General features: G+C 63.6%; 26 protein-coding genes and 2 tRNA genes. 18 read left to right on the top strand and 10 right to left on the bottom strand.

What is annotated here, in order from left to right; all coding sequences use genetic code 11:
* Positions 1-73: 73 nt before the first annotated feature.
* Entirely contained in the window at positions 74-937 is an 864-nt protein-coding gene (gene nadC, locus Q0718_RS03980) for a carboxylating nicotinate-nucleotide diphosphorylase (RefSeq protein ID WP_298913775.1), read from the bottom strand.
* Between the two features lie 9 nt (positions 938-946).
* Positions 947-1381, bottom strand: coding sequence for a TetR/AcrR family transcriptional regulator (locus Q0718_RS03985; protein ID WP_298913778.1), 435 nt, complete (start codon positions 1379-1381; stop codon positions 947-949).
* A gap of 129 nt (positions 1382-1510) precedes the next feature.
* On the opposite strand from Q0718_RS03985, the gene Q0718_RS03990 reads away from it, so the two are divergent.
* Positions 1511-1897 (top strand): hypothetical protein, encoded by a 387-nt coding sequence (locus tag Q0718_RS03990; protein WP_298913781.1) that lies wholly within the window; start codon positions 1511-1513, stop codon positions 1895-1897.
* Between the two features lie 24 nt (positions 1898-1921).
* Here Q0718_RS03990 and Q0718_RS03995 read toward each other — a convergent pair whose 3' ends face one another.
* Entirely contained in the window at positions 1922-3454 is a 1533-nt protein-coding gene (locus Q0718_RS03995; RefSeq protein ID WP_298913784.1) for an L-aspartate oxidase, read from the bottom strand.
* An 80-nt stretch (positions 3455-3534) separates the two neighbouring features.
* Here Q0718_RS03995 and Q0718_RS04000 point away from each other — a divergent pair, with 80 nt between their 5' ends.
* The 3 genes from Q0718_RS04000 to Q0718_RS04010 are packed head-to-tail and all read left to right on the top strand — an operon-like array spanning position 3535 to position 5767.
* Positions 3535-4140: a glutathione S-transferase family protein gene (locus tag Q0718_RS04000; RefSeq protein ID WP_366523821.1), complete on the top strand. Its 606-nt coding sequence runs from the start codon at positions 3535-3537 to the stop codon at positions 4138-4140.
* Positions 4141-4163: 23 nt separating this feature from the next.
* The gene (locus tag Q0718_RS04005) at positions 4164-5051 is read left to right on the top strand and encodes an alpha/beta hydrolase (protein ID WP_298913791.1); all 888 of its coding nucleotides are present in this window, start codon (positions 4164-4166) and stop codon (positions 5049-5051) included.
* Entirely contained in the window at positions 5039-5767 is a 729-nt protein-coding gene (locus Q0718_RS04010) for a phosphodiester glycosidase family protein (protein WP_298913794.1), read from the top strand. Before Q0718_RS04005 ends, Q0718_RS04010 begins: the two co-directional genes overlap by 13 nt.
* Here the strand turns inward: Q0718_RS04010 and Q0718_RS04015 are convergent.
* Positions 5764-6144, bottom strand: coding sequence for a BLUF domain-containing protein (locus tag Q0718_RS04015; protein ID WP_298913796.1), 381 nt, complete (start codon positions 6142-6144; stop codon positions 5764-5766). The two genes, Q0718_RS04010 and Q0718_RS04015, sit on opposite strands and share 4 nt — an antisense overlap.
* Before the next feature lie 164 nt (positions 6145-6308).
* Here Q0718_RS04015 and Q0718_RS04020 point away from each other — a divergent pair, with 164 nt between their 5' ends.
* The 3 genes from Q0718_RS04020 to thiC all read left to right on the top strand — a co-directional run bounded on the left by Q0718_RS04020 (position 6309) and on the right by thiC (position 10119).
* Positions 6309-7436: an acyltransferase gene (locus Q0718_RS04020; protein ID WP_298913799.1), complete on the top strand. Its 1128-nt coding sequence runs from the start codon at positions 6309-6311 to the stop codon at positions 7434-7436.
* 222 nt (positions 7437-7658) lie between these two features.
* Positions 7659-8231, top strand: coding sequence for a hypothetical protein (locus Q0718_RS04025; RefSeq protein WP_298913802.1), 573 nt, complete (start codon positions 7659-7661; stop codon positions 8229-8231).
* A 10-nt stretch (positions 8232-8241) separates the two neighbouring features.
* On the top strand, positions 8242-10119 hold the full coding sequence (gene thiC / locus Q0718_RS04030) for a phosphomethylpyrimidine synthase ThiC (RefSeq protein WP_298913805.1): 1878 nt from the start codon (positions 8242-8244) through the stop codon (positions 10117-10119).
* A 197-nt stretch (positions 10120-10316) separates the two neighbouring features.
* On the opposite strand, the gene Q0718_RS04035 is transcribed toward thiC, so the two are convergent.
* A complete protein-coding gene (locus Q0718_RS04035; protein WP_298913808.1) occupies positions 10317-10649 on the bottom strand; it encodes a hypothetical protein in 333 nt (110 codons plus the stop codon).
* Positions 10650-10676: 27 nt separating this feature from the next.
* Positions 10677-11411, bottom strand: coding sequence for an EF-hand domain-containing protein (locus tag Q0718_RS04040; protein ID WP_298913811.1), 735 nt, complete (start codon positions 11409-11411; stop codon positions 10677-10679).
* A gap of 450 nt (positions 11412-11861) precedes the next feature.
* Between Q0718_RS04040 and Q0718_RS04045 the strand changes: the two genes are divergently transcribed.
* On the top strand, positions 11862-12224 hold the full coding sequence (locus Q0718_RS04045) for a GIY-YIG nuclease family protein (protein ID WP_298913814.1): 363 nt from the start codon (positions 11862-11864) through the stop codon (positions 12222-12224).
* A 983-nt stretch (positions 12225-13207) separates the two neighbouring features.
* Positions 13208-13789: a DUF1579 family protein gene (locus Q0718_RS04050; protein WP_298913817.1), complete on the top strand. Its 582-nt coding sequence runs from the start codon at positions 13208-13210 to the stop codon at positions 13787-13789.
* On the opposite strand, the gene Q0718_RS04055 is transcribed toward Q0718_RS04050, so the two are convergent.
* Complete coding sequence (locus Q0718_RS04055; RefSeq protein WP_298913820.1) at positions 13786-15453, bottom strand: alkaline phosphatase D family protein; 1668 nt, start codon at positions 15451-15453, stop codon at positions 13786-13788. The genes Q0718_RS04050 and Q0718_RS04055 overlap by 4 nt on opposite strands.
* Before the next feature lie 58 nt (positions 15454-15511).
* Positions 15512-17893 carry a TonB-dependent receptor gene (locus Q0718_RS04060; protein WP_298913823.1) on the bottom strand — a complete coding sequence of 794 codons (2382 nt, stop codon included), beginning with the start codon at positions 17891-17893 and terminating at the stop codon, positions 15512-15514.
* Positions 17894-18133: 240 nt separating this feature from the next.
* Here Q0718_RS04060 and Q0718_RS04065 point away from each other — a divergent pair, with 240 nt between their 5' ends.
* From Q0718_RS04065 to Q0718_RS04075, 3 genes are all read left to right on the top strand, one after another.
* On the top strand, positions 18134-19261 hold the full coding sequence (locus tag Q0718_RS04065; RefSeq protein ID WP_298913826.1) for a PA0069 family radical SAM protein: 1128 nt from the start codon (positions 18134-18136) through the stop codon (positions 19259-19261).
* A 113-nt stretch (positions 19262-19374) separates the two neighbouring features.
* Positions 19375-19668: a GNAT family N-acetyltransferase gene (locus tag Q0718_RS04070; RefSeq protein ID WP_298913828.1), complete on the top strand. Its 294-nt coding sequence runs from the start codon at positions 19375-19377 to the stop codon at positions 19666-19668.
* Positions 19669-19928: 260 nt separating this feature from the next.
* Positions 19929-20138 carry a cold-shock protein gene (locus Q0718_RS04075; protein WP_298914280.1) on the top strand — a complete coding sequence of 70 codons (210 nt, stop codon included), beginning with the start codon at positions 19929-19931 and terminating at the stop codon, positions 20136-20138.
* A 196-nt stretch (positions 20139-20334) separates the two neighbouring features.
* On the opposite strand, the gene Q0718_RS04080 is transcribed toward Q0718_RS04075, so the two are convergent.
* Together Q0718_RS04080 and Q0718_RS04085 are read right to left on the bottom strand one after the other, a co-directional pair.
* Positions 20335-20411, bottom strand: a tRNA-Asp gene (locus Q0718_RS04080).
* Positions 20412-20476: 65 nt separating this feature from the next.
* Positions 20477-20836 (bottom strand): MmcQ/YjbR family DNA-binding protein, encoded by a 360-nt coding sequence (locus Q0718_RS04085; protein WP_298913831.1) that lies wholly within the window; start codon positions 20834-20836, stop codon positions 20477-20479.
* Between the two features lie 61 nt (positions 20837-20897).
* Here Q0718_RS04085 and Q0718_RS04090 point away from each other — a divergent pair.
* From Q0718_RS04090 to Q0718_RS04115, 6 genes are all read left to right on the top strand, one after another.
* Positions 20898-20973: transfer RNA gene (locus Q0718_RS04090), tRNA-Val, on the top strand.
* Between the two features lie 227 nt (positions 20974-21200).
* Positions 21201-21617: an MbcA/ParS/Xre antitoxin family protein gene (locus Q0718_RS04095; protein ID WP_298913834.1), complete on the top strand. Its 417-nt coding sequence runs from the start codon at positions 21201-21203 to the stop codon at positions 21615-21617.
* A 23-nt stretch (positions 21618-21640) separates the two neighbouring features.
* Positions 21641-22363, top strand: coding sequence for an RES family NAD+ phosphorylase (locus tag Q0718_RS04100; RefSeq protein WP_298913837.1), 723 nt, complete (start codon positions 21641-21643; stop codon positions 22361-22363).
* 52 nt (positions 22364-22415) lie between these two features.
* On the top strand, positions 22416-23411 hold the full coding sequence (gene dusA, locus Q0718_RS04105; RefSeq protein ID WP_298913840.1) for a tRNA dihydrouridine(20/20a) synthase DusA: 996 nt from the start codon (positions 22416-22418) through the stop codon (positions 23409-23411).
* Positions 23408-24244 carry a sulfite exporter TauE/SafE family protein gene (locus tag Q0718_RS04110; RefSeq protein WP_298913843.1) on the top strand — a complete coding sequence of 279 codons (837 nt, stop codon included), beginning with the start codon at positions 23408-23410 and terminating at the stop codon, positions 24242-24244. The genes dusA and Q0718_RS04110 overlap by 4 nt, the downstream gene beginning before the upstream one ends.
* Positions 24245-24422: 178 nt before the next feature.
* Entirely contained in the window at positions 24423-25385 is a 963-nt protein-coding gene (locus Q0718_RS04115) for a nicotinate-nucleotide--dimethylbenzimidazole phosphoribosyltransferase (protein WP_298913845.1), read from the top strand.
* The last annotated feature ends 38 nt before the right edge of the window (positions 25386-25423 follow it).

Here is a 25423-nt window from a genome sequence, read left to right on the forward strand (position 1 = left end):
ATTGGAGATCGCCCGCAACTCCGCTCCCTCATCCCGGATTTGCTCCGGGATCGATCTTCGAGCGAAAGCCCGCTCAGGCCGCGTCCATGCCCACATCGAAGTTCGGCGCGCTGTGCGTCAGGGCGCCGACGCTGATGATGTCCACGCCGGTTTCCGCAATGCCGCGCACCGTGTCGAGATTGACACCGCCCGAGGCTTCCACGGTCAGCCGATCCATGTCGAAGCTGCGCAAGACGAGCTGGGCTTCGCGCAACGTGTCCAAGTCCATATTGTCGAGCAGCACCACATCGGGGCGGTAGGTCAGGACTTTCTTGAGCTGGGCGACCGTGTCCACTTCGACGCTGACCATGCTCATATGGTCGCGCCGCTCCATCACCGTGGTCAGAGCTTCGTGGATGCCGCCGGCCAGCGCGATGTGGTTGTCCTTGATCATGATGGCGGCAGACAGGCTTTCGCGGTGGGCGTAGCCGCCGCCGGCCAGCACGGCGCGCTTTTCCAACGCGCGCAGGCCCGGCGTGGTCTTGCGCGTCGCGGCGATGCGAGCGCCGGTGCCCTCGACCGCAGCGACATAACGCGCGGTCAGCGTCGCGACCCCGCTCATCCGGCCGAGGAAGTTGAGCGCGACCCGTTCCGCCGACAGCAAGGACCGGCTCGGCCCGTCCACGCGCGCGACAATATCGCCCGCGCTCACCGCGCCGCCGTCACTGATCTGGACGCTGAAATCCATGGCCGGATCGACCAGACGATAGGTCAGTTCCGCCGCATCCATTCCGGCGATCACCCCGTCTTCGCGCGCGCGCATCATGAGCGATCCGGTCGCGGCTTCAGGCACGAGCAGGTTCGCCGTCACGTCCCCCGACACACCGAAATCCTCGGCCAGCGCGCGCCGGACGATGGGTTCGATGACGGTGCGGGGCAGGGGCGGTAGGTTCGGCATGAGCGCGTCCTATCCGGTCGGAAAGGGCACGTCGAGGCCGACCGCGTTCAGCACGCTCCAGCCTTCCAGCGCGATCAGCAGCTCGGTCGTGCGCGCCGGATCGTTCAGCCGCGCCGCGACCCAGTCGCGATAATGCTCCGCGATGGCCTGTCCGATCTCCCGCGACAGGGCGTCGCCGCGCAGCGCATTGGCGGCGAGTTCCAGGAACACGGCGACGGAACTGTCGAACAGGCCGTTCTCCATGGCCATGCCGATCACGGCCATGAGCCGTTCCGCCGCGACCGGCTCCGCCGGCAGGGCGCTGTCGAGCATTGCCATGTTGCGGTCCGCGATCTCGCGCAGGGCCGCCTCCATCACGCCCGCCTTGGAGCCGTAATGATAGACTAGCATGCGGTCGGACGTGCCCGCCGCCTTCGCCATCGGCCGCAGGCTGGACGCCGCCATGCCGTGCGCCAGCACATAGTCGGCCAGCGCGTCCGTATGTTGGCGTTTCTCTATGGCCGAGCACTTTCAGGATTGACGTGTCTGTAGCAGGCGCTACATACGTAGCACCCGCTACATATGGAGGCTCTCATGGATCGCAAACTGACATTCATCGTCTATGGCATCATTGTCTGGCTGATCGGCGTGGCGCTGATCCGGTTCCTCCATCCTATAGCCTATCCGAACCTGGCATTGCACCTGCTGATGCTGGCGGTCGCCGTGCTGGCCGCGCCGCCGACCCTGATCGCCATCGCCAGGCTTACGGGTCGGACGCGCCACGACATGCTGGTCCCGATGGCGATCATGGCGATGCCGTCCATGATGATGGACGGGCTTGCCATCACGTTCGACGCGATGGGGGTGAGCCACATCTATGCCGAGACGCCGCTTTACAGCGCCTATTCAGGCGGGGTGTTGTTGGTCGCGTTCTGGGCGTTGTTCCTGTTCTCGCTGCTGTGGCATCGGAAGGCTGTGTGAAGCCTCGCAAAGCGAGACTACCCTTCACTCCAACCTCTCATAGGTCAGATAGCTCGACCGGCTCGCCGCATCCGCGTCCGGAAAGTCCTCCCGGAAATGACCGCCACGACTTTCCTCGCGCGCCAGGGCGGCGGCGGCGATCATATGGCTGGCGATGAGCGGGTTGGCGCGGCCGACCTGGTCGATCAGCCCGCCGATGATGTCGATCAGCCGGTTCAGACCTGCCGCATTTCGGCGCACGCCGCAATGTTCGGTCATGGAGTGTCGAAGCGACTGGCTCACCTCCGGTCCCATAGACAGCCAGGGCTGGATCCGAACCCCTTCGGCCCGGCGTTCCACCGGGTCGGCCTCGTTGATGTGCGCAGCGGCGCGGCCCCCGAACACCACGGCTTCCAGCAGGCTGTTGGACGCGAGCCGGTTCGCGCCGTGCAGCCCGGTCGCCGCGCATTCCCCAACCGCGTAAAGGCCGGGCAGGGAGGACCGCCCATCCTCGTCCGTCGCCACGCCGCCCATATGGTAATGCACGGCGGGCGCGACGGGGATGAGGTCGGTGCGGGGATCTATCCCGGCGCTCATGCAGCTCTCGAACACGGTCGGAAACTCGTCCGGAAAGTGTGCGCCGATGCTGTCGCGGCAATCGAGGAAAGGTGGCCGGCCGGCCTGGATCTCGGCGAAGATGGCGCGGGCGACATCGTCGCGCGGGGCCAGTTCGCCCTGCGGGCTGTAGCGGTCCATGAAGCGCCGCCCGTCCGCATTGACGAGGGTCGCGCCTTCGCCGCGCAGTGCCTCGGTCGCCAGCGGGGCCGGATCGCGGCCGATGTCGATGGCGGTGGGGTGGAACTGCACGAATTCCATGTCGCGCAAGGTCGCTCCGACGACCGCCGCCATGCCCAGCGAATCGCCTCGGGCCGTGCGCGGATTGGTCGTGACGGAAAACAGCCCGCCGATCCCGCCGGTCGCCAGCACGGTCGTGTCCGCCTCCACGGACAGCAGGGCGCCGTCGTCGCGCCGCGCCAAAGCGCCTGCGATCCCGCCTTGCGCGTCCAGCAGCAGGCTTTCCGCGCGCCAGCCGATCAGCCCTTCGACATGGTCGGCGTCCTGGGCGCGCCGCACCATGACGTTGATGATTTCGCGCCCGGCCGTGTCGCCTTTCACGCGCGCCACGCGCGGCAGCGAGTGGGCGGCTTCGAGCGACAGATAGAGCTCTCCGGCATCGGAGCGGTCGAACGGCACGCCCATCGCTTCCAGATCGCGCACCCGCGCCGCGCCTTCACCGGCGACCAGACGCGCAATGGCCGGATCGACCAGACCGTCGCCTGCCGCGACCGTGTCCAGGGCGTGGCTTTCCGCGCTATCGTCGGATGACAGGGCGGCCGCGATGCCGCCCTGCGCCCAGGCCGACGCCGCCCCTTTGGACGACCGGCGCGAGGTCAGCACATAGACGGGCCGGGGTGCCAGCTTCAGCGCCAGGTAAAGCCCGGCCAGCCCGGCGCCGACGACCAGCACCGCGCCGGCGGGCAGGCGTTTGCGGTCGAGTGATCCGATAGCGGTGATCAAGGCGGTTCCTTCAAGAATCTGTCATCGCCGCCTAGACGATGGCTGCTTGCGAGGAAAGCGCGATGCCCTACACGGGGCCCATGCAGCTTTACGACTATCTCCCGTCCGGCAACGGCTACAAGGTCCGCTGGGTTTGCGCGCAGCTAGGCCTGGACCATGCCCGATGCGAGGTCGATATCCATGCGGGCGAAACCCATACGGAGGAGTTCCTGGCGATGAATCCGGCTGGTCAGATCCCGCTTCTCGTCCTGGATGACGGCCGCACGCTGTCGGAGAGCAACGCCATCATCCGCTATCTCGCCGATGGAAGCGATCTGGTGCCGCGCGATCCGTACGACCACGCGAAGATGCTGCAATGGCAGTTCTGGGAACAATACCGTCACGAGCCCGCCATCGCCGTGGCGCGGTTCATCGTGAATTATGAGGCGAAAGGCCGGGCCAACGAACTGGCCGCCCTGATGCCCAAGGGCGAGGCGGCCCTGTCGGTGATGGAGACGCATCTGTCCGGTCGCGACTGGTTCGTCGGCAGGGATTGTTCGCTCGCCGATGTGTCGCTCTATGCCTACACCCATGTCGCGGAAGAAGGCGGGTTCGACCTGGGCGATTATCCGGCCGTGCGCGCCTGGTTGGACCGGTTTGCAAGACGGCCCGGACACATCGCCATCACGGACACGCCCAACACTTGACGCCTTTTATGCGTAGATAGCCTATGATGACCCTGTTTTCCCAAAAACGACTCGGATTTCTGACCCTGCCGGGGATGGCCGTGATCCTGCCCCTGGTTCTGGCTGGCTGCTCGGCGGCCGGGGTGCTCAACGGCGTCACGCCGTCCTCGACTTTCGACCGCGATCGGAACGTCGCCTACGGCGAGGCGGAACGGCAGGTGCTAGACGTCTACCGCGCGGAGGACCCGGACGCCGAAGCGCCCGTCATCGTCTTCGTCCATGGCGGCGGATGGACGCGCGGGTCCAAGGACATGTACAAATTCGTCGCCGAGGGCTTCACCAAGGACGGTTTCGACGTGGTCGTGCCCAATTACCGCCTCTATCCCCAGGCGACCTATCCCGACATGATCGCGGATACGGGGTCGGCCATACGCAAGGCCACGGACCTCTTTCCCGGACGGATGCTCGTGCTGACGGGGCACTCGGCCGGAGCCTACAATATCCTGATGGCCGCGCTGGCGCCCGATCTGTCGGGGCTTGCCGTCTGCGACCGCGTGGCGGGGCTGGTCAGCCTGGCGGCGCCGACCGGGGCCTACCCGATGACCGATGCGCCCTATACGTCGATATTCCCCGAGCGCTTCACCGGACGGGACGCGCCATTGGCGCGTGTGGAAGACCGGGTCGCCCTGCCGCCGGTCATGCTAGTCAATGGCCGCGCGGATGAGACGGTCGGGTACCGCAACGCCGAAGCGTTGGCGGCGGCCATCGGGGCGGTGGGCGGATCGGTCACCCTGTCGCTCTATGACGGCATGAACCATATCGATCCGGTACGGGTCCTGTCGCGCCATTTCGATGATGACAGCCCATTGAAGCGCGACATGATGCGTTTCATCGACGGGCTCGGTTCGGACCGCGGCACATGCGCGCCCTGATCGGCATTGCCGTCGGTCTGGCCGCCTGCCGGGCAGACGCGACCGAACCGGTTTGCAAACGCATCCTGTTCGAAGACGTGGCGCACATCGTCTGCGACGTGGCGCGAGACGCCCGCATCAGCCTGCATCTGCGTGGCGAAGACGGCGAAACGCTGGGCCGGTTCGACGCGGTCGCCGCGCAGCTGGACGGGCCGGCTCTCATGATGATGAATGGCGGCATGTACCACGCGGATCGTGCGCCCGTCGGTCTTTACATCGAGGATGGAGACACCGTCACGCAACTGGTGACACAGGCGGGGCCGGGCAATTTCGGACTGCTGCCCAATGGCGTGTTCTGGAACGACGGAGAACGAGCCCATGTCACCGAAACGCTGGCGTTCGACGCGACGGACGCGGAGCCGGACTTCGCGACGCAGTCGGGACCGATGCTGGTGATCGACGGGGCGCTGCATCCACGCTTCCTGCCGGACAGCGACAGCCGCAAGCGCCGCAACGGCGTCGGCATCGCCGGGGAGCGGGTGGTCTTCGCGATCAGCGACGCCCCCGTGACGTTTTACCATTTCGGCCGGTTGTTCCGGGATGCGTTGGGCGCGGACAATGCGCTTTATCTGGACGGATCCATCAGCCGGATCCGCGCGCCGGAGCTGGGCCGGGACGAGGGGGGCGGCATGCTGGGACCGGTCATCGCCCTGACCGCCGAACCCGATAGGCCTTAGCCGGCGAGCCGCATCTGTTCGGCAGCGCCGATATCGTAGGCTTTCAGCCCGTCCAACAGCCGGTTCAGATCACAGGCGTGCCCGTCGTCGGCGATGCAATAGCCCATCGGATGTCCGGGGAAGCTGCGAAGGCGCGTATGCCGGGCCATCACCATGTCGCAGCGCACATGTCGGGTGTCGCGCAGGATGCGCTTGTAGAGGGCGCGAACGGTTTCCTCGTCGCCTTCGAGGAATTGGAGGATCGTTTCGCCGGACAGGACAAGCACGCCGGTCAGGGCGCGTTCCCGATTGAACCGGCGGGACCGGACCGCGATGTCGCGCACGCCATCGCGCGTCAGTCCGGTCGCGGGGTTGGATAGATAGATGAGCTGGAACACGATGTCTCCCACGTTCGAACGACCGGATCCCCCTTACAATCTCCGCTTGCATTGTTGTGAGTCCAGTCTTGCCACGGACTCCTTGATGCGCCGTTAATCGCGTGAGCATGGATTATTAAGCTAACACCTTCCCTTTGCGGGACACGCCCGTTAGCGCCGGACGCGTGAGCATCGAATCCACACCCGGCCCGGTACGGTTGCAATCGCTGCAGGCCTTGCGCGCCGTCGCGGCCCTGCTGGTTGTCGTCTTCCACGCCGCCGCGATCTGGCGGGAGGCTGTCGGTGCGGATGTTTTCCGCGGACCTTGGGACCAGGGCTGGGCCGGAGTCGACCTGTTCTTCGTCATCAGCGGCTTCGTCATGGTCTGGGTGGCGGGCGAGCGGCCGGCCGGGCCGCGCATAGCCGCGCGTTTCCTGTTCGACCGCGCCACGCGGGTCTATCCGCTCTGGTGGGTCTTCTGCGCGGTGATGGCGGGATATTTCCTGTGGGTCTACGGCCAGCCCGCCGCACCGGCGCCCGCCGCTGCGACGACAGCCGGGCCAGGATGGCTGACCTTCCTGCGCTCCATGGCGCTGTGGCCGCAGGGGCAGATGCCGGTGCTGCCGGTCGGATGGACGCTGAGCTACGAGCTGGCTTTCTACGCCCTGTTCGCGGCCCTGTTGTGGCTGCCGCCGCGTTGGCGGCCCTGGGCGCTGGGACTATGGGGCGCCGTGCTTGCCTTGCGCTGGGGCTGGGGGGCGGTGGCGCCGGGATTGCCGCATGATTGGCTCGGCACGGTCCTCGACCCGCTCTGCCTGGAGTTCCTGTTCGGCGCGGGTGTGGCCTACTGGCTGCGCCGCAGAGCCTTGCCCGCACCCGCCGCCATCGGCGCCCTGGCCGCCGGGACCGTTCTGTTCGCGGTCGCCATGACGGTGCTCGCCGATACGGGCAGCGGCCTGACCCAGACCGCCCGCATTCTCCATTTCGGCGTGCCGTCCGCCCTGATCCTGCTGGGCGCGGTCGGATGGGAGCGGGTAGGGCGCGCCCGGCAGCCCGGCTGGCTCCTGCGCATCGGCGATGCCTCCTACACGCTCTATCTGGCCCACTTCATCCTGCTGCTGGCGCTCAAGCGCGCCTGGATCGCGGCCGGATGGGGCGAGGTGACCGGCCCCGCCGCCTTCGCCGCCTTCGTGCTGATCGGCACGGCGCTCAGCGTCGCCGCCTCGCTCCTCCTCTACCGCGCGTTGGAACGCCCGCTGCTGCGATTGGCGCGCGCGCCCCTTGCCAAACGCTCGGCTGCACGTCAGATGTAGAGCCATCCGAGGGGCACCGCGGCGGTCCGGCTTCATCTCCCAGAAGGGGCCGGAATTTTCGATGAAATCGAAAATAGCGAAGGTGCCGCGACTTTCAGATTGCGGATCGCGCATAGCGCGACGACGCGGCAGGGAACGCGGCACTCCAGACTCCGCCACGGTCGAGACGCACCCTTTGAACTTGATCCCCGATGAAGGGGCGGAAGGACGGATATGGAACGGGTGGCCGACCCCGGAAACGATGTTGACCCGTCCGGATGGCCGGAGGGTATCGACCTGCATCTGGGTGAGCGCATCGTGTGGGCGCAAACCGGATCCGGCAATGCCGCCATGCCGTCCAGGCGCACAGTCGATATGCCCTTGTGGCAGCAGAACCTGTCCCCTCTGACGTCCGCCGTGCTCGTGCTTGTGGGTCTGGCCGCGGCCTTGACCATACGCGTCTTCGAGCTGACCGGACTTGCGCAAAGCGTCGTCTCCGTCGTGGCGTTTACCGCCATATTCCTGGGCGGAGGCTATTTCATCGAACGCCTTTTCCAGGTTTCGGGACTCGCCACGGCACTGGTCGGCCGAACCCGCACTTTCCTGTCCTGCGTCATCACCGACCGGCGCATCCTGCTGATCAACGACGACAAAGGTCACACGGTGTCGCTGCCCCGCAACCGCGTGACCTCGATCAAGCCCGGCTATGCCGAAGGCGCGCCGGCCCTTCTGTTCCGCCGCGACGGCTCGCGCGACACATTCGCCTTCATCAGCCCCATCGACTTCACGCCTGCGCTCCGCGCGCTCGACCGCTAGAGGATACCCCATGAACAAGCCCATCGACCAGTCCCAATTCGTCACGCCGACCGTCACGACCGGACCGCTGCCCGCGTCCGAGAAGGTCTACACGGCACCCGCCGCCGATCCGACCTTGCGCGTCCCGCATCGGCTGATCTCGCTCCACCCGACGGCGGAAGAACCGCCCGTGCCGGTCTACGACACGTCCGGGCCCTACTCCGATGCCAATGTCAAAATCGACGTGGAAGCGGGCCTGTCGCGGCCCCGGACGGAATGGGTCAAGGCCCGCGGCCATGTGCGCGAATATGACGGCCGCGACGTCAAGCCCGAAGACAATGGCAACGCCACGGGCCGCTATCTCGCCCGCGAATTCCCCGTCCGCCATCGCCCGCTCGTCGGCGACGGCACGGGTCCGGTGACGCAATACGAATACGCCAAAGCCGGGATCATCACGAAGGAGATGATCTACGTCGCCGAGCGCGAGAACCTGGGCCGCCAGCAGGCCGTGGACGGCGCGCAAGACCGCGTGGACGCTGGCGAGAGCTTCGGCGCGGATATTCCCGCCTTCGTCACGCCCGAATTCGTGCGCGACGAGATCGCGCGCGGTCGCGCCGTCATCCCCGCCAACATCAACCACGCCGAGCTGGAGCCGCAGATCATCGGCCGCAACTTCCTGGTCAAGATCAACGCCAATATCGGCAACTCCGCCGTGGCCTCATCCGTCGAGGAAGAGGTCGAGAAGATGGTCTGGGCGACCCGCTGGGGCGCGGACAATGTCATGGACCTGTCCACGGGACGCAACATCCACAATACGCGCGAATGGATCATCCGCAACGCGCCCGTTCCGATCGGCACGGTCCCGATCTATCAGGCGCTGGAGAAGGTGAACGGCGTCGCCGAAGACCTGACCTGGGAAGTATACCGGGATACTTTGATCGAGCAGTGCGAGCAGGGGGTGGACTATTTCACCATCCATGCCGGTGTGCGGTTGGCCTATATCCACCTGACCGCCGACCGCGTCTGCGGCATCGTCAGCCGGGGCGGATCGATCATGGCGAAATGGATGCTCGCCCATCACGAGGAGAGCTTCCTCTACACGCGGTTCGAAGAGATCTGCGACATCATGCGGTCCTACGACGTGACGTTCAGCCTCGGCGACGGCCTGCGCCCCGGCGCGGTCGCGGACGCCAATGACCGCGCGCAGTTCGCGGAGCTGGAAACGCTGGGCGAGCTGACACAGATCGCCTGGAAGAAAGGCTGCCAGGTCATGATCGAAGGGCCGGGCCACGTGCCGATGCACAAGATCAAGGTGAACATGGACAAGCAGCTGCGCGAATGCGGCGAAGCGCCCTTCTACACGCTCGGCCCGCTCACGACCGACATCGCGCCGGGCTACGACCACATCACGTCGGGCATCGGCGCGGCGATGATCGGCTGGTTCGGCACCTCCATGCTCTGCTACGTCACGCCCAAGGAACATCTCGGCCTGCCCGACCGCGACGACGTCAAGGTCGGCGTCATTACCTACAAACTCGCCGCCCACGCCGCCGACCTCGCCAAGGGCCACCCCGCTGCGCAAGTAAGGGACGACGCGCTCTCCCGCGCCCGGTTCGAGTTCCGCTGGGAAGACCAGTTCAACCTGTCACTCGACCCGGAAACCGCCCGCGACTACCACGACCAGACCCTCCCCAAGGAAGCCCACAAGACCGCCCACTTCTGCTCCATGTGCGGCCCGAAGTTCTGCAGCATGGAGATCACGCGCGAAGTGCGGGAATATGCGGCCGGGCTGGGGGAGAATGAGCGAAAGGCATTGGGACTGGAGAATGAGGCCGGCAAGACCGCGGAGGAAGGGATGTGGGAGATGTCGGAGCGGTTTAAAGATAGAGGTGGAAAGCTGTACAGTTGAGCTATCAGCAAAACCTTTTTGTGTTTGCTCGAAATGCAAGTTTAAATCAAACATAACTCTAGAGGTGTTCAAACGTAAGTATTTTAAATGTTATTTGAGATTTTATATTATTAAATAGCTTCGATCTTAGTCGAAGTTGGTGTCAAATATGAGTTAACTGACTCTAATTCTAAAGTTAATGTGGTCAGTAAGTCTGATCAACGCGTTTGTTGTCTCTTGAAGCTTCCATGTCGCTGACTAGAATAATATTCAAAATGATAGTTACCTGCTATTAGCGCGATATGAGTAGAAAAAATATATCCAAAAGGTAAAAGAAGCAATGTAAGTCGTCCTATCCAATTAACCTGATCGTTCCATATGAAATAGTGTGCCAGTGCGAGTATAATAGTTAAAGAGCCCGTTATTTTATAAACTTTACGGGCATATAGTTCGGATTTCGGATCACCCATAACATAACTTATTGGAGATAAGATTCCTAAGGGTTTAAAAACAGTAAATTCTTTATCTGTAGTTTTAAATGCCGTATTCATAATAAATATCTAATATATAGCTAATTTCTATCTTGGCCTATAGACATTTAAGAGCCATTGATCAAAAGATACGATTGCGTTCCCCGTGTATTCAATTGCGCGAGTTACATCTCCAGGGATTTGAGCTATTTCTTCAAGCGTTGAATACAATTCGAACTCTTGAGTAATGGCTACAGATAGCACTACTGCACCAGGCAGCTGTATAAAAGGAGAGGTCAAAGCAATCACGCCGGCTCCGACTATAATATCCCCTAAGGCATTAATAACGTTTTCTGCGCTTCCCGAATTTAAAGCAACGAGCACGTCTGCAACATCACCGGCGGAATTTATTGTTTTTAAAGCTTTAAGTACATCAGTTGTCTTAAAGAATCTATCTCCTATTTTGATCTCGGAAACTTTGTCTTTGGCCGTTTCGACAATGGCTTCGAGTACCTTGGCAAGATTTTTAGCATCGCTCAGGTCATGATTATCTTTTTGCGGGGGGCTTTCATAATACCAGTCACCCGATTCATAATCTAGCGTGTCTAAACCGGTGTCCCAATTTATGAACAAGCTATGCGTTCCAGCATATCCACCATATGTTCCTGTTGCGATTACAGCATCGCGTTCCATGTCTACAAATGCTTGAAATTCCTCGTCGCTCCAGCGACCATCCGCGTCTGTGTCAGCGGCGGCAAAGGTATCTTCAGAGATAGAAGGGAAACTCGCTTGCAGCTCTTCAAAAGATACATATCCGTCGCCGTCTGCATCGAGATTTCCCATAGCAACACCTTATAATGTATCCTTGTAGTAGCTCATTATACAACATCAGTAATGTTTTGAAAATAGCTAATGTCTGATGCTGGGCTCTAAAGATGCTTGTCTTAGAATTTTAAAGGCTGCTTTATTTTAAAGGCATCGTTCCGTTGATGCTATCTATTGAATATTTTATAGTTTTTGCTGGAGCAGTAACTTTTATCATGATCCGTCACCCTATCACTACCTCGTTTGTCTATCATGATAGATGTCTGCGACTAAGCCTTATAGGTTTTGTCGATAGCGATTGTGAGCGGAGTCCAGATAGCTGCCAAGCAACCTTTCTGGCTTTTTAGAGCTCCACCTTAATCAGGTCTTGATCCCGACTTTCGTCGGGGTGAGCGGAGTAGGGATGGGATATCGTTCTAAATCTTCCGCTCATTCTGGCGGACGCCGGAATCCAGGATTACCCTCTTCATGCTGACCTCCGGCTTCTGCACCTACATCGCCACGAACAAGCGGAACGGCACGCTCTATACCGGTCACACCGACGATATCGGGATGCGGGGTCTCCAGCATTTGCACGGCACGTTCGACGGGTTTTCCAAGCGATATGGGTGCAGGCATATCGTCTGGTTTGAGGAGCATGTGTCGCGGGACGAGGCGTTCGTGCGCGAGCGGCGGATCAAGGAATGGCGGCGGAGCTGGAAGCTGGAATTGATCGAGCGTTTCAATCCGCATTGGATCGATGTGCTGGCGTCTCCGGTTTGGCCGCTGCCGGATGCGCAGGTGTTTCCGGAGTTTTATGAGCGATGTCTAACGTTTGCGCTTCCCCGGTAGCTGGATCCCGACTTTCGTCGGGATGAGCGGGAAATAGATGCGCTTATCTTCGCTTTCGACCGTCCGTCCATAAACCCATCCTCGCCTATCCACGCGAAGGGGCGGGCGTAGCCTCTTGTTTCTCCCGCCTTTCCGAAAAAGTTCGACAATCATATCCTTGCCACCGCCCTTTGCCCCTATTTTCACTCCCGTCCACTGCGCGGCACGGGGAGAGGTACGAGCTCTTCGGGTGCGGTGGATGGATGAGCGAGGGCTTCGGGGCCCGTGGCGGACGAAAATGGAGGACGGGACGCTCTGGGTGCGTATTTCCGGCCTCTTCCGCATCGCTTCCCGGCTGAGGCGCGTGGACCGTGGTGTAGCAGACCACCGACCCGCACCCCGGTCGGGGCGGCGGATCCCCGGGGCGGGACTGAGGTGCGATCGTACCGCGCGGATGTCCCTTCCGATCCTCGTCGACCCTGTCGCTGGCCGGTTTCGACCGCGTTAGCGCTTAAGATCCCGGGGCGGGTTTCGTTTTCGAACCCGATCCGGGGGAGGCCGCGGCGCCCCCAAAAGGGGTCAATCGCGACCGGCGTGAGACAGGGGATCGGCGACAGAGCGGAGCTTGGTTCGTTCGACCGCGCGGGCGTCGTCCCAAGCGTAAAACGGTAACTCTTCTGTTCTTCCATCGCTGGGAGGACGCCCGCGCCCCGTGCCACTCCCGATGGGAGCCAAGGCACCGACCGCACTCCCGCCGGGCCAGGCCGCCCGGTCGCACCTGAGGTCGTGTCCGATGATAGCATGTCGCAGACCACACACCACAAACCACGCACCACCGAGTGCGGGCGACGCGCCGCCCGTCCAACCTTACCCATCCTGTAAGCCCTCACCCCGGGTCGAGGAAAGGGAGACAGGGGAATGATGGGGCGTCGTGCACATACTGAACGATTGTCATCTTCGTCGGTGCCTTTAAGGTTGGCGAGTTCAAGAAAAGGGGATTTTGCATGACCAGATCATTCATGCTCGGCGCGATGATCGTCGGAGCGATGGCGACCTATCCGCTGGCGGCGGCGGACGAGACCGAGGCGGCCGACGCACCCGTCCATCCGGTCGTGGCCGCGATGGCGGAACTGAAGCCGCTCATGGGCGAATTCGTCGTGACCGGGACGCAGAACGAGGCGGACGGGTCCGTCACCCCCCACGTGCCGAGCCGGGCCACGGGCGAGGCGACGGTCGGCAAGGTGGGGCTGTTGCTGAAGACGGCGGTGAATGCGGGCTATGGCCAGCCCATCACGACCCATGTCACGCTCGCCTACGACCAATATCGGAATGTCTACCGGATCGCCGTGCTCGACAATATGAGCGGCCTGCTCGACATCTATGAAGGCACGGTCGAGGACGGCGTGCTCAGCGCGGACAATCTGCGCACCGATACCTATTACATGAACGGCGACATGAAGGTCCATTTCCGCCTGGTCTGGGACATGACCGGGCCGGTCATCGACTATGACGTCGATGCCAGCATCGATGGCGGCGAGACCTGGATGCCCTACATGATGATGGAAATGACTCCGACCGACACCTAACCCAGCGCGATCCGTCCGCCGGTCGGCGTCAAGGTCGTCGTGCGGATGACCGTGGAGCGCCGGGACGGGGCGAGCACGTCGCCCGAGGCGACGAAGTCGGCGCGGCCTGTCTCCCGGGTCAGCACGACGCGGACATAGCCCTGGTGGAAATTGTCGGTCCAGACGACTTCGGGCAGCGCGGTTTCGAAGTGCCGGTCGAGCGCGGCGGAGAGTGCTTCGCCGTAGCCGCTCTCCACGAAGTCGCCGGGTGAGGACACGCCCGCCGTGCCCAGCTCAACGCCCATCGGTGTGCCCGAGGCGTCGGACAGATCGTTGATCCAGAAACTGTGGCTGTCGCCCGTCAGGAAGACGAGATCGCGGGCGCCTGCGCCTGCGGCCAGATCGTAGACCCGCTCGCGCGCCGCCGGATAGCCGTCCCACGTGTCGGTGTAGAAGGGCAGGCCCCAGCGCCCCTTCCAGGCCACATGGGCGAAGGCTTTGCGGGCGGCCTCGGTCTCGAATGTTGACGGTTTGGCCGCGAGCGGGGTTACGTCCGGGACCAGCATGCGCGCGATCGGGCTGGCATTGCCGATCAGGCGCCAAGGCTGGCCGTCGCGTGTGGACGCGGTGAGCGCGTCGCCGAGGAAGGCGTGCATCTCGTCCGACAGCATGCGGCGGTCGGGGTCGTTGACCACGTCGGCCATGAAGCGGTCGCGCGACGCGGCGTCGGTGATGCGGTCTTCCCAGTCGCCATAGTCGATCTGCTCATGGCGGCCCGTATGGCGCGATTCCAGCGTGACGAGTGTCGCCAGATCGCCGAAGCGGTAGCCGCGCCAGAAGGCGCGTCGGCCCAAATCGGTGCCAGGATCGCGGACCGGCAGCCACTCGTAATAGGCCTGGAGCGCCGCCGCTCGGCGGGCTTCCCAGTCGCCTTCCTCGTCAGGCTGGTGGTTCTGCGCTCCGCCGGTCCAAGGGTTGTTGGTGACCTCGTGATCGTCCCAACAGGCGACGAACGGGTGCGCCGCGTGCATGGCCTGGCTTTGCGGGTCGGATTTGTACTGGGCGTGGCGCGTGCGGTAATCCGCCAGGGTGATGATTTCACCCGCCGGTTCATGCACGCGGCCCAGCACCTTCGCCGTATCCGCGCCCCAGCCGTCCGCGCCATATTCGTAGATATAATCGCCTGTATGCAGGACGATGTCGATCTCCGGGTCTTCGGCGATCAGCCCGTAGGCGTTGAAATGCCCGAACGCATAGTTGGAACAAGAGACGAGCGCGATGCCGAGCCGTTCCACGCGGCCGTCCGGCAGCGTGCGGGTGCGGCCGGTGGGCGAGGCTTCGCCGCGGCAGGTGAAGCCGTAATGGTAGCGGCGGCCCGGCTGCAACCCGTGCGGGACGGCCTTGACCGTGAAGTCGCGCGACGCGTCGGTCGTGACGGTTCCGCGCTGGACGGGTTGGGTCAGGGCGGCGTCCTCGGCGATGATCCACTCAACCGTCTCGCGCACAGAGCTTGGCTCGACGCGTGTCCAGAGGACGAGGCTGTCGGTCTGCGGATCTCCGCTGGCGACGCCGTGGCGGAAGACTTGCGGGGCTACAGGCGCGGGTGTTCCGGTGGTCGTCGCGCAGGCGCTGAGCGTCCCGGCAGCGAGAAGGGCGACGCCTTCGCGGCGGTTGAGGGTCGGCATGGGGCGCTCCTTTGAAAGAGGATGAGGGCAGGCCGGAGCCTGCCCTCATGGACGTGGATTAGAAGTCGGCGGTGGCCGTGAAGGTGACGGTGCGCGGTGCCGAGACCCAGGCGCCATTGCCGGAAATGCCGGCCAGCCAGTCATTGTCGAACACATTGTTCACGACTAGCCGCAGGTCGAGCGCGTCCAGTTCCGACGAAATCCGCCCCGCATTGACCCCGATATACAGGTCGCTATCGACATAGCCGTCCGCTTCCCATGTGTTAGACAGATTGACGGCGCGGTCGCCGACGAACTTGGTCGAAAAGCCTGCGAAGATCGTGTCGCTCGCATAGTCCAGGCTGACCACGCCCATCGTCTCGGCAATGCCCGGCACGCGGTTGCCCACGAAGATACCCGCCGCCCGGTCGAGCGTGGCGTCACCCGTGCCGAGAACGCTCGCGTCGATATAGGTGAACGAGGTGTAGAGGCTCAGCGTATCGGTCAGCCTGGCGCCGCCCGCGAATTCGATGCCGCTCGATTCGATGCCGCCGCCATTGATGAAACCTCCGTTGGACGCTTCGAGGTAGTCGATTCCGTCCACGGTCTCGGTCGGCGCCGGGAACAGCCGATTGTCGAAATTCGTGTCGAACCAGGTCAAGGCGGCATTGAACCGCTCGCCATCGTAACGGCCGCCGATCTCGATGTTCTCGGAGGTTTCGCTCTCGGGCACGCCGGCCGCCGAATTGATGACTTCCAGCACCGTATCCGGGATCGCCTTGAAGTTTTCGGCATAGCCACCGAACAGCTCGACTCCTTCGATCTGACTCGGCGCGTAGGTGAAGCCGCCGGAGAACAGCACGTCGCTCTCCACATCGATCGAGAAATTTCGGTCCGCCCGGCCGGGCTCGAAGACATCGGAGCGTTCGAGCTCGTTGCTGAACTGCTTGATGCCGCCGCGCAGGGTCAGATCGCCGAAGGTGACGACGTCCTCGATATACCATTTGAAGGTCGTTTGCGGAAAGACGCGGTTGTATTGGGTCCAGTAAGCCTGTTCGTCGAACTCGAAGCCCACGCGCGTGTCGATGATGCGGTGCCAGTCGCGATATTCGAACCGGGTCGCGTCCTCGTACCAGATGCCGCCGCGCAACGTGTTCAGGAACTGGCCAAACTCGGCCTCCCATTCGGCGTCGGCGGTGAAGCCGGTCCGCTCCTTCTGGTAATGGGTGTGGCGGTAGGATTGCACGGGTATGGCGCCAGCCGGATAACAGGCCGGATCGTATTCCGGACCCGCGCCGCCATAGGGAAAGGTGATCGAGCTGACACAGCCGTCGCGCGGGCTAAGCGCGACGCCCGCCGCGTTGACGAAATAGATGCGGCCGAGCGCGGCGCCGCCCTGGACCGATCGGTCGGTCAGTTCGCTCTGCGGCTGTCCGTCGCCGTCCGCCGTGACATCGACGATGTAGGGTGGCACCCAGTCGCCGCGGCCATCATTGTCGTGACGATAGACGGACGCTTGGAGCAGCAGGCCCGGCACGACTTCCTTGTCGGCCTTCAGATAGGTGAAGAAATTCTCGCGCAAGGTGGACCAGCCCTTGCGGTAGAGCTGATCGACGTAGGGCAGGCCGGTCCATTCGGCGGTTAGCTGGTCGCTATTGGGATTGGACGCGAAGTCGGCTGCGGAGAAAAGGCGCTGGTAATTGTCCTCATGGCTGTCGTCGAACGAGGCGTAGGCCGTCAGGTTCACGCCCACGACTTCGGAAGTAAGCTTCGCGGCAATATGGTCGCGACGGTTTTCCGCCGACTGGTTGACATGATCGGTCGCCGTCTGGCTCGACAGCGAAACCCAGAGCTTCGTTGTATCGTCGAGGAACAGCCCGGTATCGTAGCGCGCATAGAAACGTTGAGCATCGAAGTCGCCGAGCGTGCCCGACAAACGCAGCCGCGAATCGTCTAGCGGATCGGAGGTCATGAAGTTGAGCGTGCCACCCAGTGCTTCGTTGGACCGCGTGGCAATGTCCGCCGTGCCCTGGAAAACCTCGATCCCGTCCAGGTTCTGCGTGTCGATGAAGCGGTTGGCTTTCGAGCCGCCGCCGTAGTTCGACCCGCCATTGGGCATGCCGTCGACGGTGATGCCGATCTCCTGCGATCCGAGATTGGTCTGGAAACCGCGCAGGGCGACACCGGTGGACCAATCGTCGAAGCCGAACGTGTCGCCTTCCTGGACCAGCACGCCGGGCAGACTGTCGATCTGCGACAGGACGGAGGTGACGGGCGATTGCTGCAGCGCCATTTCCTCGGTCGTGTCGGAGGATGAATAGGTCTGGGCCGTGCCGGTGACGATGATCTCGTCAGCTCCGGCATCCAGATAGATAGTCTCTGCCGGCGCCTGAGCGGTGGCCAAGGCCGGAAGAAGAGAAAGAGCGGCTACGCCGAGGCATAGTTTCGTTGTGGTGGTCATTGTGTTCCCTCTGCGGTGCGATTTGCAGGGCGCCGCTAGTGGGGATGAGCAACAGCCTTATGATGCTGATGCGACCGATCGGTCATAAAAGATGGCCGGATTGTCACATTCGGGGTCTGAAAAGCCTGAGGGGTTTGTCCCCAAGCCAAATCCATACCGCTCTTGCAAGACAGGAATAAATTCCTTAGGGCACACAACTGCCTCCTTTGGGCCAATGGGAGCGTTGCGAAAGAGAGCGCCATGGCCCGTCACACCCTATTGCCCTACCGCCAGCCCAAGCGCGATCTGCGCTTGCGGGAAAAAGGACGCGGGGCGCGCAGCAATGCGACGGGACGGTACGAGCCGCTGACCCGCGAGCAGACCGACGAGGATTGGGACGCGCTGCCGGACGAGGACCGACGGGCGCGGCGCACGACGGTCACGGTGGAGCGGCCCCGGACGATCATCAACAAGGTCGTGTCGCCCTATGTCGGCTTCACCCGCTCGATCAATCCGTATCGGGGCTGCGAACATGGCTGCGTCTACTGCTTCGCCCGGCCGACCCACGCCTATCACGGCCTGTCGCCGGGGCTGGACTTCGAAACGCGGCTGTTCGCCAAGCCGGACGCGGCGGACATGCTGCGGCGCGAGCTGTCGGCCCCGCGCTACCGGCCGGTCCCGATCATGATCGGGACCAATACGGATGCCTATCAGCCCGAAGAGCGGGAGCGGCGCATCATGCGCGGCATCCTGGAGGTGCTGGCCGACTTCCTTCATCCGGTCTCGATCCTGACCAAGTCGAACCTGATCACGCGCGATATCGACCTGCTGGCCCCGATGGCGCAGCGCGGCGTGGCGCGGGCGATGATCTCGATCACGACGCAGGACCGGGGGCTGGCCCGCGCGATGGAGCCGCGCTGTCCCACGCCGGAGCGGCGGTTCGAGGCGATCGCCGCGCTGGCCGCGGTGGGCGTTCCGACCGGCGTCATGCTCGGCCCGATGATCCCGGGGCTGAACGATAGCGAGCTGGAGAGCATCATGGCGCGCGCGGCGGATCTGGGCGCGACCTACAGCGCCTATACCGTGCTGCGGTTGCCGCAGGAGGTCAGCCTGATCTTCCAGGAATGGCTGGCGGCGTTTGCGCCGACCCGCGCGCGGCGGATCATGCACCATATCCGGACCATCAATGGCGGCCGGGACTATGATCCCGCCTGGGCGCGCGGCGAGGATAGCGAGGTCAGGACGCCGTTCCGCAAGCTGATCGCGCAGCGCTACTACATGGCGCAGAAGCGCTTCGGGATCACGGCACGCGAAGACCGGGTGCCGCTGGACGGCTCGCAGTTTCGCGTGCCGGAAAGCGTCACCGGGCAGGGGGACCTGTTCGGCTGAAAGAGACTTCGGATACCGCATACCCCTCCCCAACTTGGATCGAGTCCGGCAGAAGGCTGGGGTTGAGGGGAGGGGAATGCTAGCGTGCCGGAGACCATGACAGAGACACCGCAATGACCGACATCACTTTCACCGTCCAAGACACCGAAACCAAAGGCCGCATCGTGGCCCATGTTCCGGGTCATGACGACACGGCGGAGATCACCTTCTCCAAATCGAGCCCGACCTTGGTCATCGTGGACCATACGGGTGTGCCCGATTCGATGAGCGGCGAGGGCGTCGGCCTGGCGCTGGTGGAGCGCATGGTCGGATTGGCGCGCGAACGCGGGTACAAGACCGTACCGCTCTGCCCTTTCTACAAGGCGATGATCGCGCGTCATCCCGACTGGGCCGACGTGATCCCTTAACCGGCGGCATGTCACGGTCGCGCAAAAATAGCGTCACGCAGACTTCACTTGCTATTGCGGGGCGCAGGCCCCATTTACGGCCTATCGACCAAGGGCCAGAATATCGGCCTGCCGCTTGCCTGTCGTTCATCGGCGGACCGGCGCAGAATGCTTTTCCTACCAGACGTCGAGAGTGGCTCTTTTGCATCATAGCGAAGGAGCGTCCGTTCGGCACGTCGTCGAACGGGAACCGACGATCAAAGGATTACATTATGTCGGATATGAAAACAGGTACCGTTAAGTTCTTCAACGCCACCAAAGGCTTCGGCTTCATCGCCCCCGAAGGTGGCGGCGACGACGTCTTCGTCCACATCACGGCGCTGCAGCGTGCCGGCCTGGACAGCTTGAACGAGGGCGACAAGGTCCAGTTCAACACGGCCGTCAACGAGCGCTCTGGCAAGACAGCCGTCGACTCGATCTCGATGGGCTAAGGCTCACGCCTCACACTTGCGAAAAGCTCCCTTCGGGGAGCTTTTTTTATGCGGGAAGATCTTTTGCAGGAGCGGCAAATCCCGCTGCCGTTCGGCGCCTCATTGTGCAGGCTGGTCCTCCGCCTGCGGCGGAGATCCTATCGGGAAGATCGGCCGTGCAAGGCGTCCTACAATCGCGTTGATGTCTTGGGGGAAATGGCGCGAGTGACGGGACTCGAACCCGCGGCCTCCGGCGTGACAGGCCGGCGCTCTAACCAACTGAGCTACACCCGCTTAGAAGCGAGAGCGGCCAGATAGGGGAGCGGTTGCGGGCCGTCAACGCGAAAAGGAACAAGAAATCAGTCGAGGCCGAATTTTTTGCGCGCGGCTTTCGTCAGGCTGGCCGCACAGAGCGAATGGGAGGTGGCGAGACGTTCCTCCACATCGTCGCGCTCCAACCGGTCCGGCAACAGCATGACCCAGCTGCCGCGCGGCATATGGGTGTGCCGTTGCGCCACGCCCGCCTCGATCAGGACATTGGCCGTCTCGCGGTCGGGTGTCTTGATCGTCAGCTGGCTCTTGCCGGGATTGAGGATGGCGAACATCTTGAACGTTTCCGGATCGCCGATCTTGTAGACATGGCTGCCCATCCATTGCTCGGTCATGAAGACGCAAGGCAAGGCGGTCGCGGCCATGTGGATGTCAGCATCCGTCATCATTGTCTGAACGTCCCGTTTGCCATCCGCGCGGAAGCTTGGCATAGGCGCCGACCATGTGGAAGGGCGGTTAGCTCAGCTGGCAGAGCATCTCGTTTACACCGAGAGGGTCGGCGGTTCGATCCCGTCACCGCCCACCATGTCCCACGACATCGACAGTCTCGAACGCGGAAGGACCAGCGGTTTGCTGCTGGGTAGAGCCTGCGCCTCCCGAGCAGAGCGCGAAAGGCGCATTGTCGGATGCCGACTGGTCAGGCGCGCGTCTCATCGTGCCTTGCGGTCTCAGAATGATGCGGGGCATATGCATGACAGTTGACGTCTAGGCGCTAAACATTGACATTTGGCGGATGCCCGCTATCTTCGCCCCATGATGCTCGAACTCGTCGAACCCACGGACTCCACGCCTTTGGTCCCGCTCGATCTCGACAAGGACCAGGACCGTGTCGCCAAACGGGCCTTCGTGCGCTTGATGGCGCTGTGGGGGCTGCGCGACAGCGACGCGTCGACCTTGCTCGGCCATGCGGCGGTCCGGACCTATCAGCGCTGGAAAGCGGGCGAATATGGCCGCCCGCTCACGATCGACACGCTGGAGCGCATTTCGAACCTGCTGGGCATTCACAAGGCGCTGGGCATCCTGTTCGAGGAAAAGAGCCAGCGGGATGCCTGGATCGGCAAGCCGAATGCGGCATTCGATGGGCGCAGCGCGCTGGAGATCATGCTGGAAGGTCGCCTGATCGGTCTGATGCGCGTGCGCCGCTATCTCGACGCCGTGCGCGGCGGATAGCGGACGCGGCCGCCCGTTTCTTTATGAACCTGTCCCCGGACGATCTGCCGAAAGTGCGCCTGCGCTGGTCGCGCTGGCACAGGCTCGTGCCGAGCCAATTCCCGCCCGTAAACCTGTTCGAGGATCTGGGCGACCCGGAGGACTGGGAAACGCTGGCGTCCATTGCGAGCCTGACCAATCCGCGCCTGGACACGGCATTGGGCGATCTGGCGAAGCTGCCGCCGGATCATCGGGCGAGCGGGCCGGGCGCGTCCTATCTGGTGTCGCCCTTCCTGCATGCCACGCCCGACCGGCCGGGCCGTTATCATGCCGATGGCTACGGCGCGCTCTATGTCGCCAAGACGTTCGAAACGGCGCTGGCCGAAGTGGCTTGGCATCAAGGCGTGTTCCTGCGCGCCACGGCCGAACCGGCCGGATGGACCGGAACTTTCCGGATCCTGGTCGGGAGTTCGGACATGATCGTCCGCGATGCGCGCGGACCCGGTGCGGCGCTGGAACTGCTCAGGCAGTTGGAAGACTATGCGGCCCCGCAAGCCCTGGCCGCAGAGATGCGCGCCCGGGACGAGCGGGGCATCGTCTATCCGAGCGTGCGGCGCGACGGCGGGGAATGCGCGGCCTTTTTCCGCGTGGACGGCATGACCGGCCCCGTCCAGACGGACCATCTGCGCTATCACTGGAACGGCGAGCGCATCGACATCGTGGAACGGGCGTCGGGCACCGACAAATCACAGCTTTTTCGGATTTGACATGGAGGAAGGACAGGGTGTCCGGACCGCGCAGCCATGCTATCGGGCCGCCGTGTCCGATTCCGACCTGAAACCCGACTTCGCCGTTTCCGTCGCGCCCATGATGGACTGGACGGACCGGCATTGCCGCCTGTTCCACCGGCATCTGTCGCGGCGCGTGCGGCTCTATACCGAGATGGTCGTCGCCGATGCGGTGATATACGGGCCCCGCGACCGGCTTCTATCGTTCGATGCGCTGGAGCACCCCGTCGCGCTGCAGCTGGGCGGGTCCGACCCGGACAAGCTGCGCGAGGCGACCGGGATCGGCGCCGCCTATGGCTATGACGAAATCAATCTGAATGTCGGCTGCCCGTCAGACCGGGTCCAGTCCGGACGGTTCGGAGCCTGCCTCATGGCCGAACCCAGTCTGGTGGCCGACTGTTTCAAGGCCATGCGCGACAGTGCAGGCGACGCAGCGGTGACGATCAAGTGCCGGCTCGGAATCGACGATCAGGATGTGGAGCGGACCTTGCCGCACTTCATCGAAACCGTCTCGGGCGCGGGCTGCCGCACCGTGATCGTGCATGCGCGCAAGGCGTGGCTGCAAGGCCTGTCGCCCAAGCAGAACCGCACGGTCCCGCCGATCGACTACGCTCTGGTGACCCGGATGAAAGAGGCGTTTCCGGACCTCGGCATCATCGTCAACGGTCAGATCGAAACCGTTTCGCAAGGGTTGGACGTCGCGCAAGATCTGGACGGCTTCATGATGGGGCGTGCGGCCTATAACGATCCGTGGAGCCTGACGGCGGTGGATCCGGCCTATGGCGACCCGCCCGCCGCGACGGACCGGGCTGCCGTCGCGCGCGACATGGTCGCCTATCTGGAACGCGTGCAAGACACGGACCGGACGGCCAAGGCGCTCATCCGGCACATGATGGGCCTGTTCGCGGGGCAGCCAGGCGCCCGCCTTTGGCGCCGGACCCTGTCGGAAGGACTGACCGCCAAGCTCGCGCCGTCCGATATTCTGGCCTCGGGGCTTGGTGTGATGACGACGGGGCAGGCGGCTTGACCGAATTGTTGCCGCTGGTCGCGCTATTGCTGGGGGTCGGCGCGCTGGCGGGGTTCACCGCCGGGCTGTTCGGGATCGGTGGCGGCGCCGTCATGGTGCCCGCTTTGTTCTACGCCTTCACTGCGTTCGGTGTCGATCCAGACGTGATCATGCATTGCGCTGTCGCGACCAGTGCGTCGGTCATCATCGTCAATGGCTACCGCTCCACGCGGAGCCATCTGGCACGGGGCAGCGTGGATATGGATCTGCTCTGGCCGCGGGCCTGGTGGCGCAGTTACGGCCTCTGGATCGGGGTCGGATCGTTTGTCGGGGCCTGGTGGCTGGCACCACGGCTCGGCTCCGACATGTTGACGCTCATCTTCGCCGTCGTGGCATTCATCGTCGCGTTGCAATTCGTGATCGGTCGTCCGGATTTCACTCTCAGGGAGACGGTCCCCGGCGGGGCCGCGCCGCCGCTGGTCGGCGGATCGGTCGGCGCACTCTCGGCGATCATGGGGATCGGCGGCGGATCGCTCAGCGTGCCGCTCTTGACCCTGTGCGGCGTACCGGTCCACCGCGCCGTGGGCACGGCCGCCGGGTTCGGACTGGCGATCGCCGTCCCGGCCACGGCCGGCTTCGTCTTGTCGGGCTGGGACGTGGCGGGTCGGCCGCCGCTGTCGCTGGGTTATGTCAACCTGGCGGGTTTCGCGGTGATTGTGGCAAGTGCCTGGTTCACGGTGCCGCTGGGCACGGTGGCGGCGCATCGGTTGAAAGCCGTGCCGCTGCGGCGCATTTTCGGGATCTGCCTCGCCCTCGTCGCGCTCAACATGGCGCGCAAGGCCGGCCTGTTCTAACGGTGCCCATCGGACCAGCGCGGAGCAGAGAGGCCAACGCGGGCCTGACAGCAATATACGGCGCCAAAGGACGAGCGGGAGGCCTTGGAATTCACCCTCTTGCCCAGCCGGGCGGAACCTGTCCGCCGTCACATAATTTTGCGGTGACGCCTGCGCCGAACGCGCCTATGTGGCGCTCATGACCGAACGCCGCCCTTTCGACGATGTGCGGGATCTGGCCGGATCCGTTCCCGGCCGCGATACCGATCTTTATGCCGACATCATGACGCGGGCGGATTGTCTGGGGCATGATCTGTGCCCGCTGGGATCGCTCGCCGCCCCGCTCGCCCGGATCGCTTCCATACAGGGGCAGTCGTCGCCGAACGTGACGCGGCCTCTCGTCGCCGTCTTCACGGGCAGTCATGCTACGGTGGCCGATGCCTCAGCCCGCGTCGCGGACCGCGTCGCCGCCCTGTCGAGCGGTCGCGCCGCCGTGCGCGGCGCGGCGCAGCAGGCCGGCGCGGCCTTCAAGGTCTATGAGTTCGGCAACGATCATCCATCGGATGACTTCCGCCAGGGACCGTCCCTCTCGGAGCGAGACTGCGCCGGCGCGATCGCGTTCGGCATGGAAGTGGTCGCCGAAGGGGCTGATGTCATCGTGCTGGGCAATGCCGGCTACGGGTCGGCGACGGCGGCCGCGGCGATTGCGCGCGGACTTTACGGCGGCGCGGCGGATTACTGGGCCGGTGGTCAAGGCGACAAGGCGGCGGTGCGCATCGACACCGTCGCGGCGGGCGCGCAGGCCAATGCGGAGCTTCTGTCGGATCCGCTGGGCGTGTTGCGCGCCTTTGGCGGGCGCGATCTGGCCGGAACGGTCGGGGCCATCCTGGCTTGCGCGCATCAGCACATCCCCGTCATCCTGGACGGTTACGTCGTCTGCGCCGCAGCGGCGGTCGTGCATGCGCTCAACCCGGACGCGGTGGCACACTGTATTGCGGGACACGCCACGGCGGAGCCCGCCCAACGCGCCTTGCTCGACCGGATGGATCTCGATCCGGTGCTCGACCTGGATATCAATATCGGCGACGGAACCGGCGGTGTGTTTGCCTTGGGTCTGCTGCAATCGGCCAATTCGGGACTGTCCAGCCTCGATGGAGGCTAGATAGGGCAAGCCATTCCAAAATCTTGCCGCTATGACGG

Origin of the sequence: uncultured Algimonas sp. (assembly GCF_947498175.1) — a bacterium.
Taxonomy (GTDB): Bacteria; Pseudomonadota; Alphaproteobacteria; order Caulobacterales; family Maricaulaceae; genus Litorimonas.

Excerpts from the sequence above, each read along its gene's own strand:
- nadC (WP_298913775.1), bottom strand. The coding sequence starts at position 937 with ATGCCGAACCTACCGCCCCTGCCCCGCACCGTCATCGAACCCATCGTC.
- Q0718_RS03985 (WP_298913778.1), bottom strand. The coding sequence starts at position 1,381 with ATGGCGGCGTCCAGCCTGCGGCCGATGGCGAAGGCGGCGGGCACGTCC.
- Q0718_RS03990 (WP_298913781.1), top strand. The coding sequence starts at position 1,511 with ATGGATCGCAAACTGACATTCATCGTCTATGGCATCATTGTCTGGCTG.
- Q0718_RS04000 (WP_366523821.1), top strand. The coding sequence starts at position 3,535 with ATGCAGCTTTACGACTATCTCCCGTCCGGCAACGGCTACAAGGTCCGC.
- Q0718_RS04005 (WP_298913791.1), top strand. The coding sequence starts at position 4,164 with ATGATGACCCTGTTTTCCCAAAAACGACTCGGATTTCTGACCCTGCCG.
- Q0718_RS04010 (WP_298913794.1), top strand. The coding sequence starts at position 5,039 with ATGCGCGCCCTGATCGGCATTGCCGTCGGTCTGGCCGCCTGCCGGGCA.
- thiC (WP_298913805.1), top strand. The coding sequence starts at position 8,242 with ATGAACAAGCCCATCGACCAGTCCCAATTCGTCACGCCGACCGTCACG.
- Q0718_RS04035 (WP_298913808.1), bottom strand. The coding sequence starts at position 10,649 with ATGAATACGGCATTTAAAACTACAGATAAAGAATTTACTGTTTTTAAA.
- Q0718_RS04040 (WP_298913811.1), bottom strand. The coding sequence starts at position 11,411 with ATGGGAAATCTCGATGCAGACGGCGACGGATATGTATCTTTTGAAGAG.
- Q0718_RS04045 (WP_298913814.1), top strand. The coding sequence starts at position 11,862 with ATGCTGACCTCCGGCTTCTGCACCTACATCGCCACGAACAAGCGGAAC.
- Q0718_RS04050 (WP_298913817.1), top strand. The coding sequence starts at position 13,208 with ATGACCAGATCATTCATGCTCGGCGCGATGATCGTCGGAGCGATGGCG.
- Q0718_RS04055 (WP_298913820.1), bottom strand. The coding sequence starts at position 15,453 with ATGCCGACCCTCAACCGCCGCGAAGGCGTCGCCCTTCTCGCTGCCGGG.
- Q0718_RS04060 (WP_298913823.1), bottom strand. The coding sequence starts at position 17,893 with ATGACCACCACAACGAAACTATGCCTCGGCGTAGCCGCTCTTTCTCTT.
- Q0718_RS04065 (WP_298913826.1), top strand. The coding sequence starts at position 18,134 with ATGGCCCGTCACACCCTATTGCCCTACCGCCAGCCCAAGCGCGATCTG.
- Q0718_RS04070 (WP_298913828.1), top strand. The coding sequence starts at position 19,375 with ATGACCGACATCACTTTCACCGTCCAAGACACCGAAACCAAAGGCCGC.
- Q0718_RS04075 (WP_298914280.1), top strand. The coding sequence starts at position 19,929 with ATGAAAACAGGTACCGTTAAGTTCTTCAACGCCACCAAAGGCTTCGGC.
- Q0718_RS04085 (WP_298913831.1), bottom strand. The coding sequence starts at position 20,836 with ATGATGACGGATGCTGACATCCACATGGCCGCGACCGCCTTGCCTTGC.
- Q0718_RS04095 (WP_298913834.1), top strand. The coding sequence starts at position 21,201 with ATGATGCTCGAACTCGTCGAACCCACGGACTCCACGCCTTTGGTCCCG.
- Q0718_RS04100 (WP_298913837.1), top strand. The coding sequence starts at position 21,641 with ATGAACCTGTCCCCGGACGATCTGCCGAAAGTGCGCCTGCGCTGGTCG.
- Q0718_RS04115 (WP_298913845.1), top strand. The coding sequence starts at position 24,423 with ATGACCGAACGCCGCCCTTTCGACGATGTGCGGGATCTGGCCGGATCC.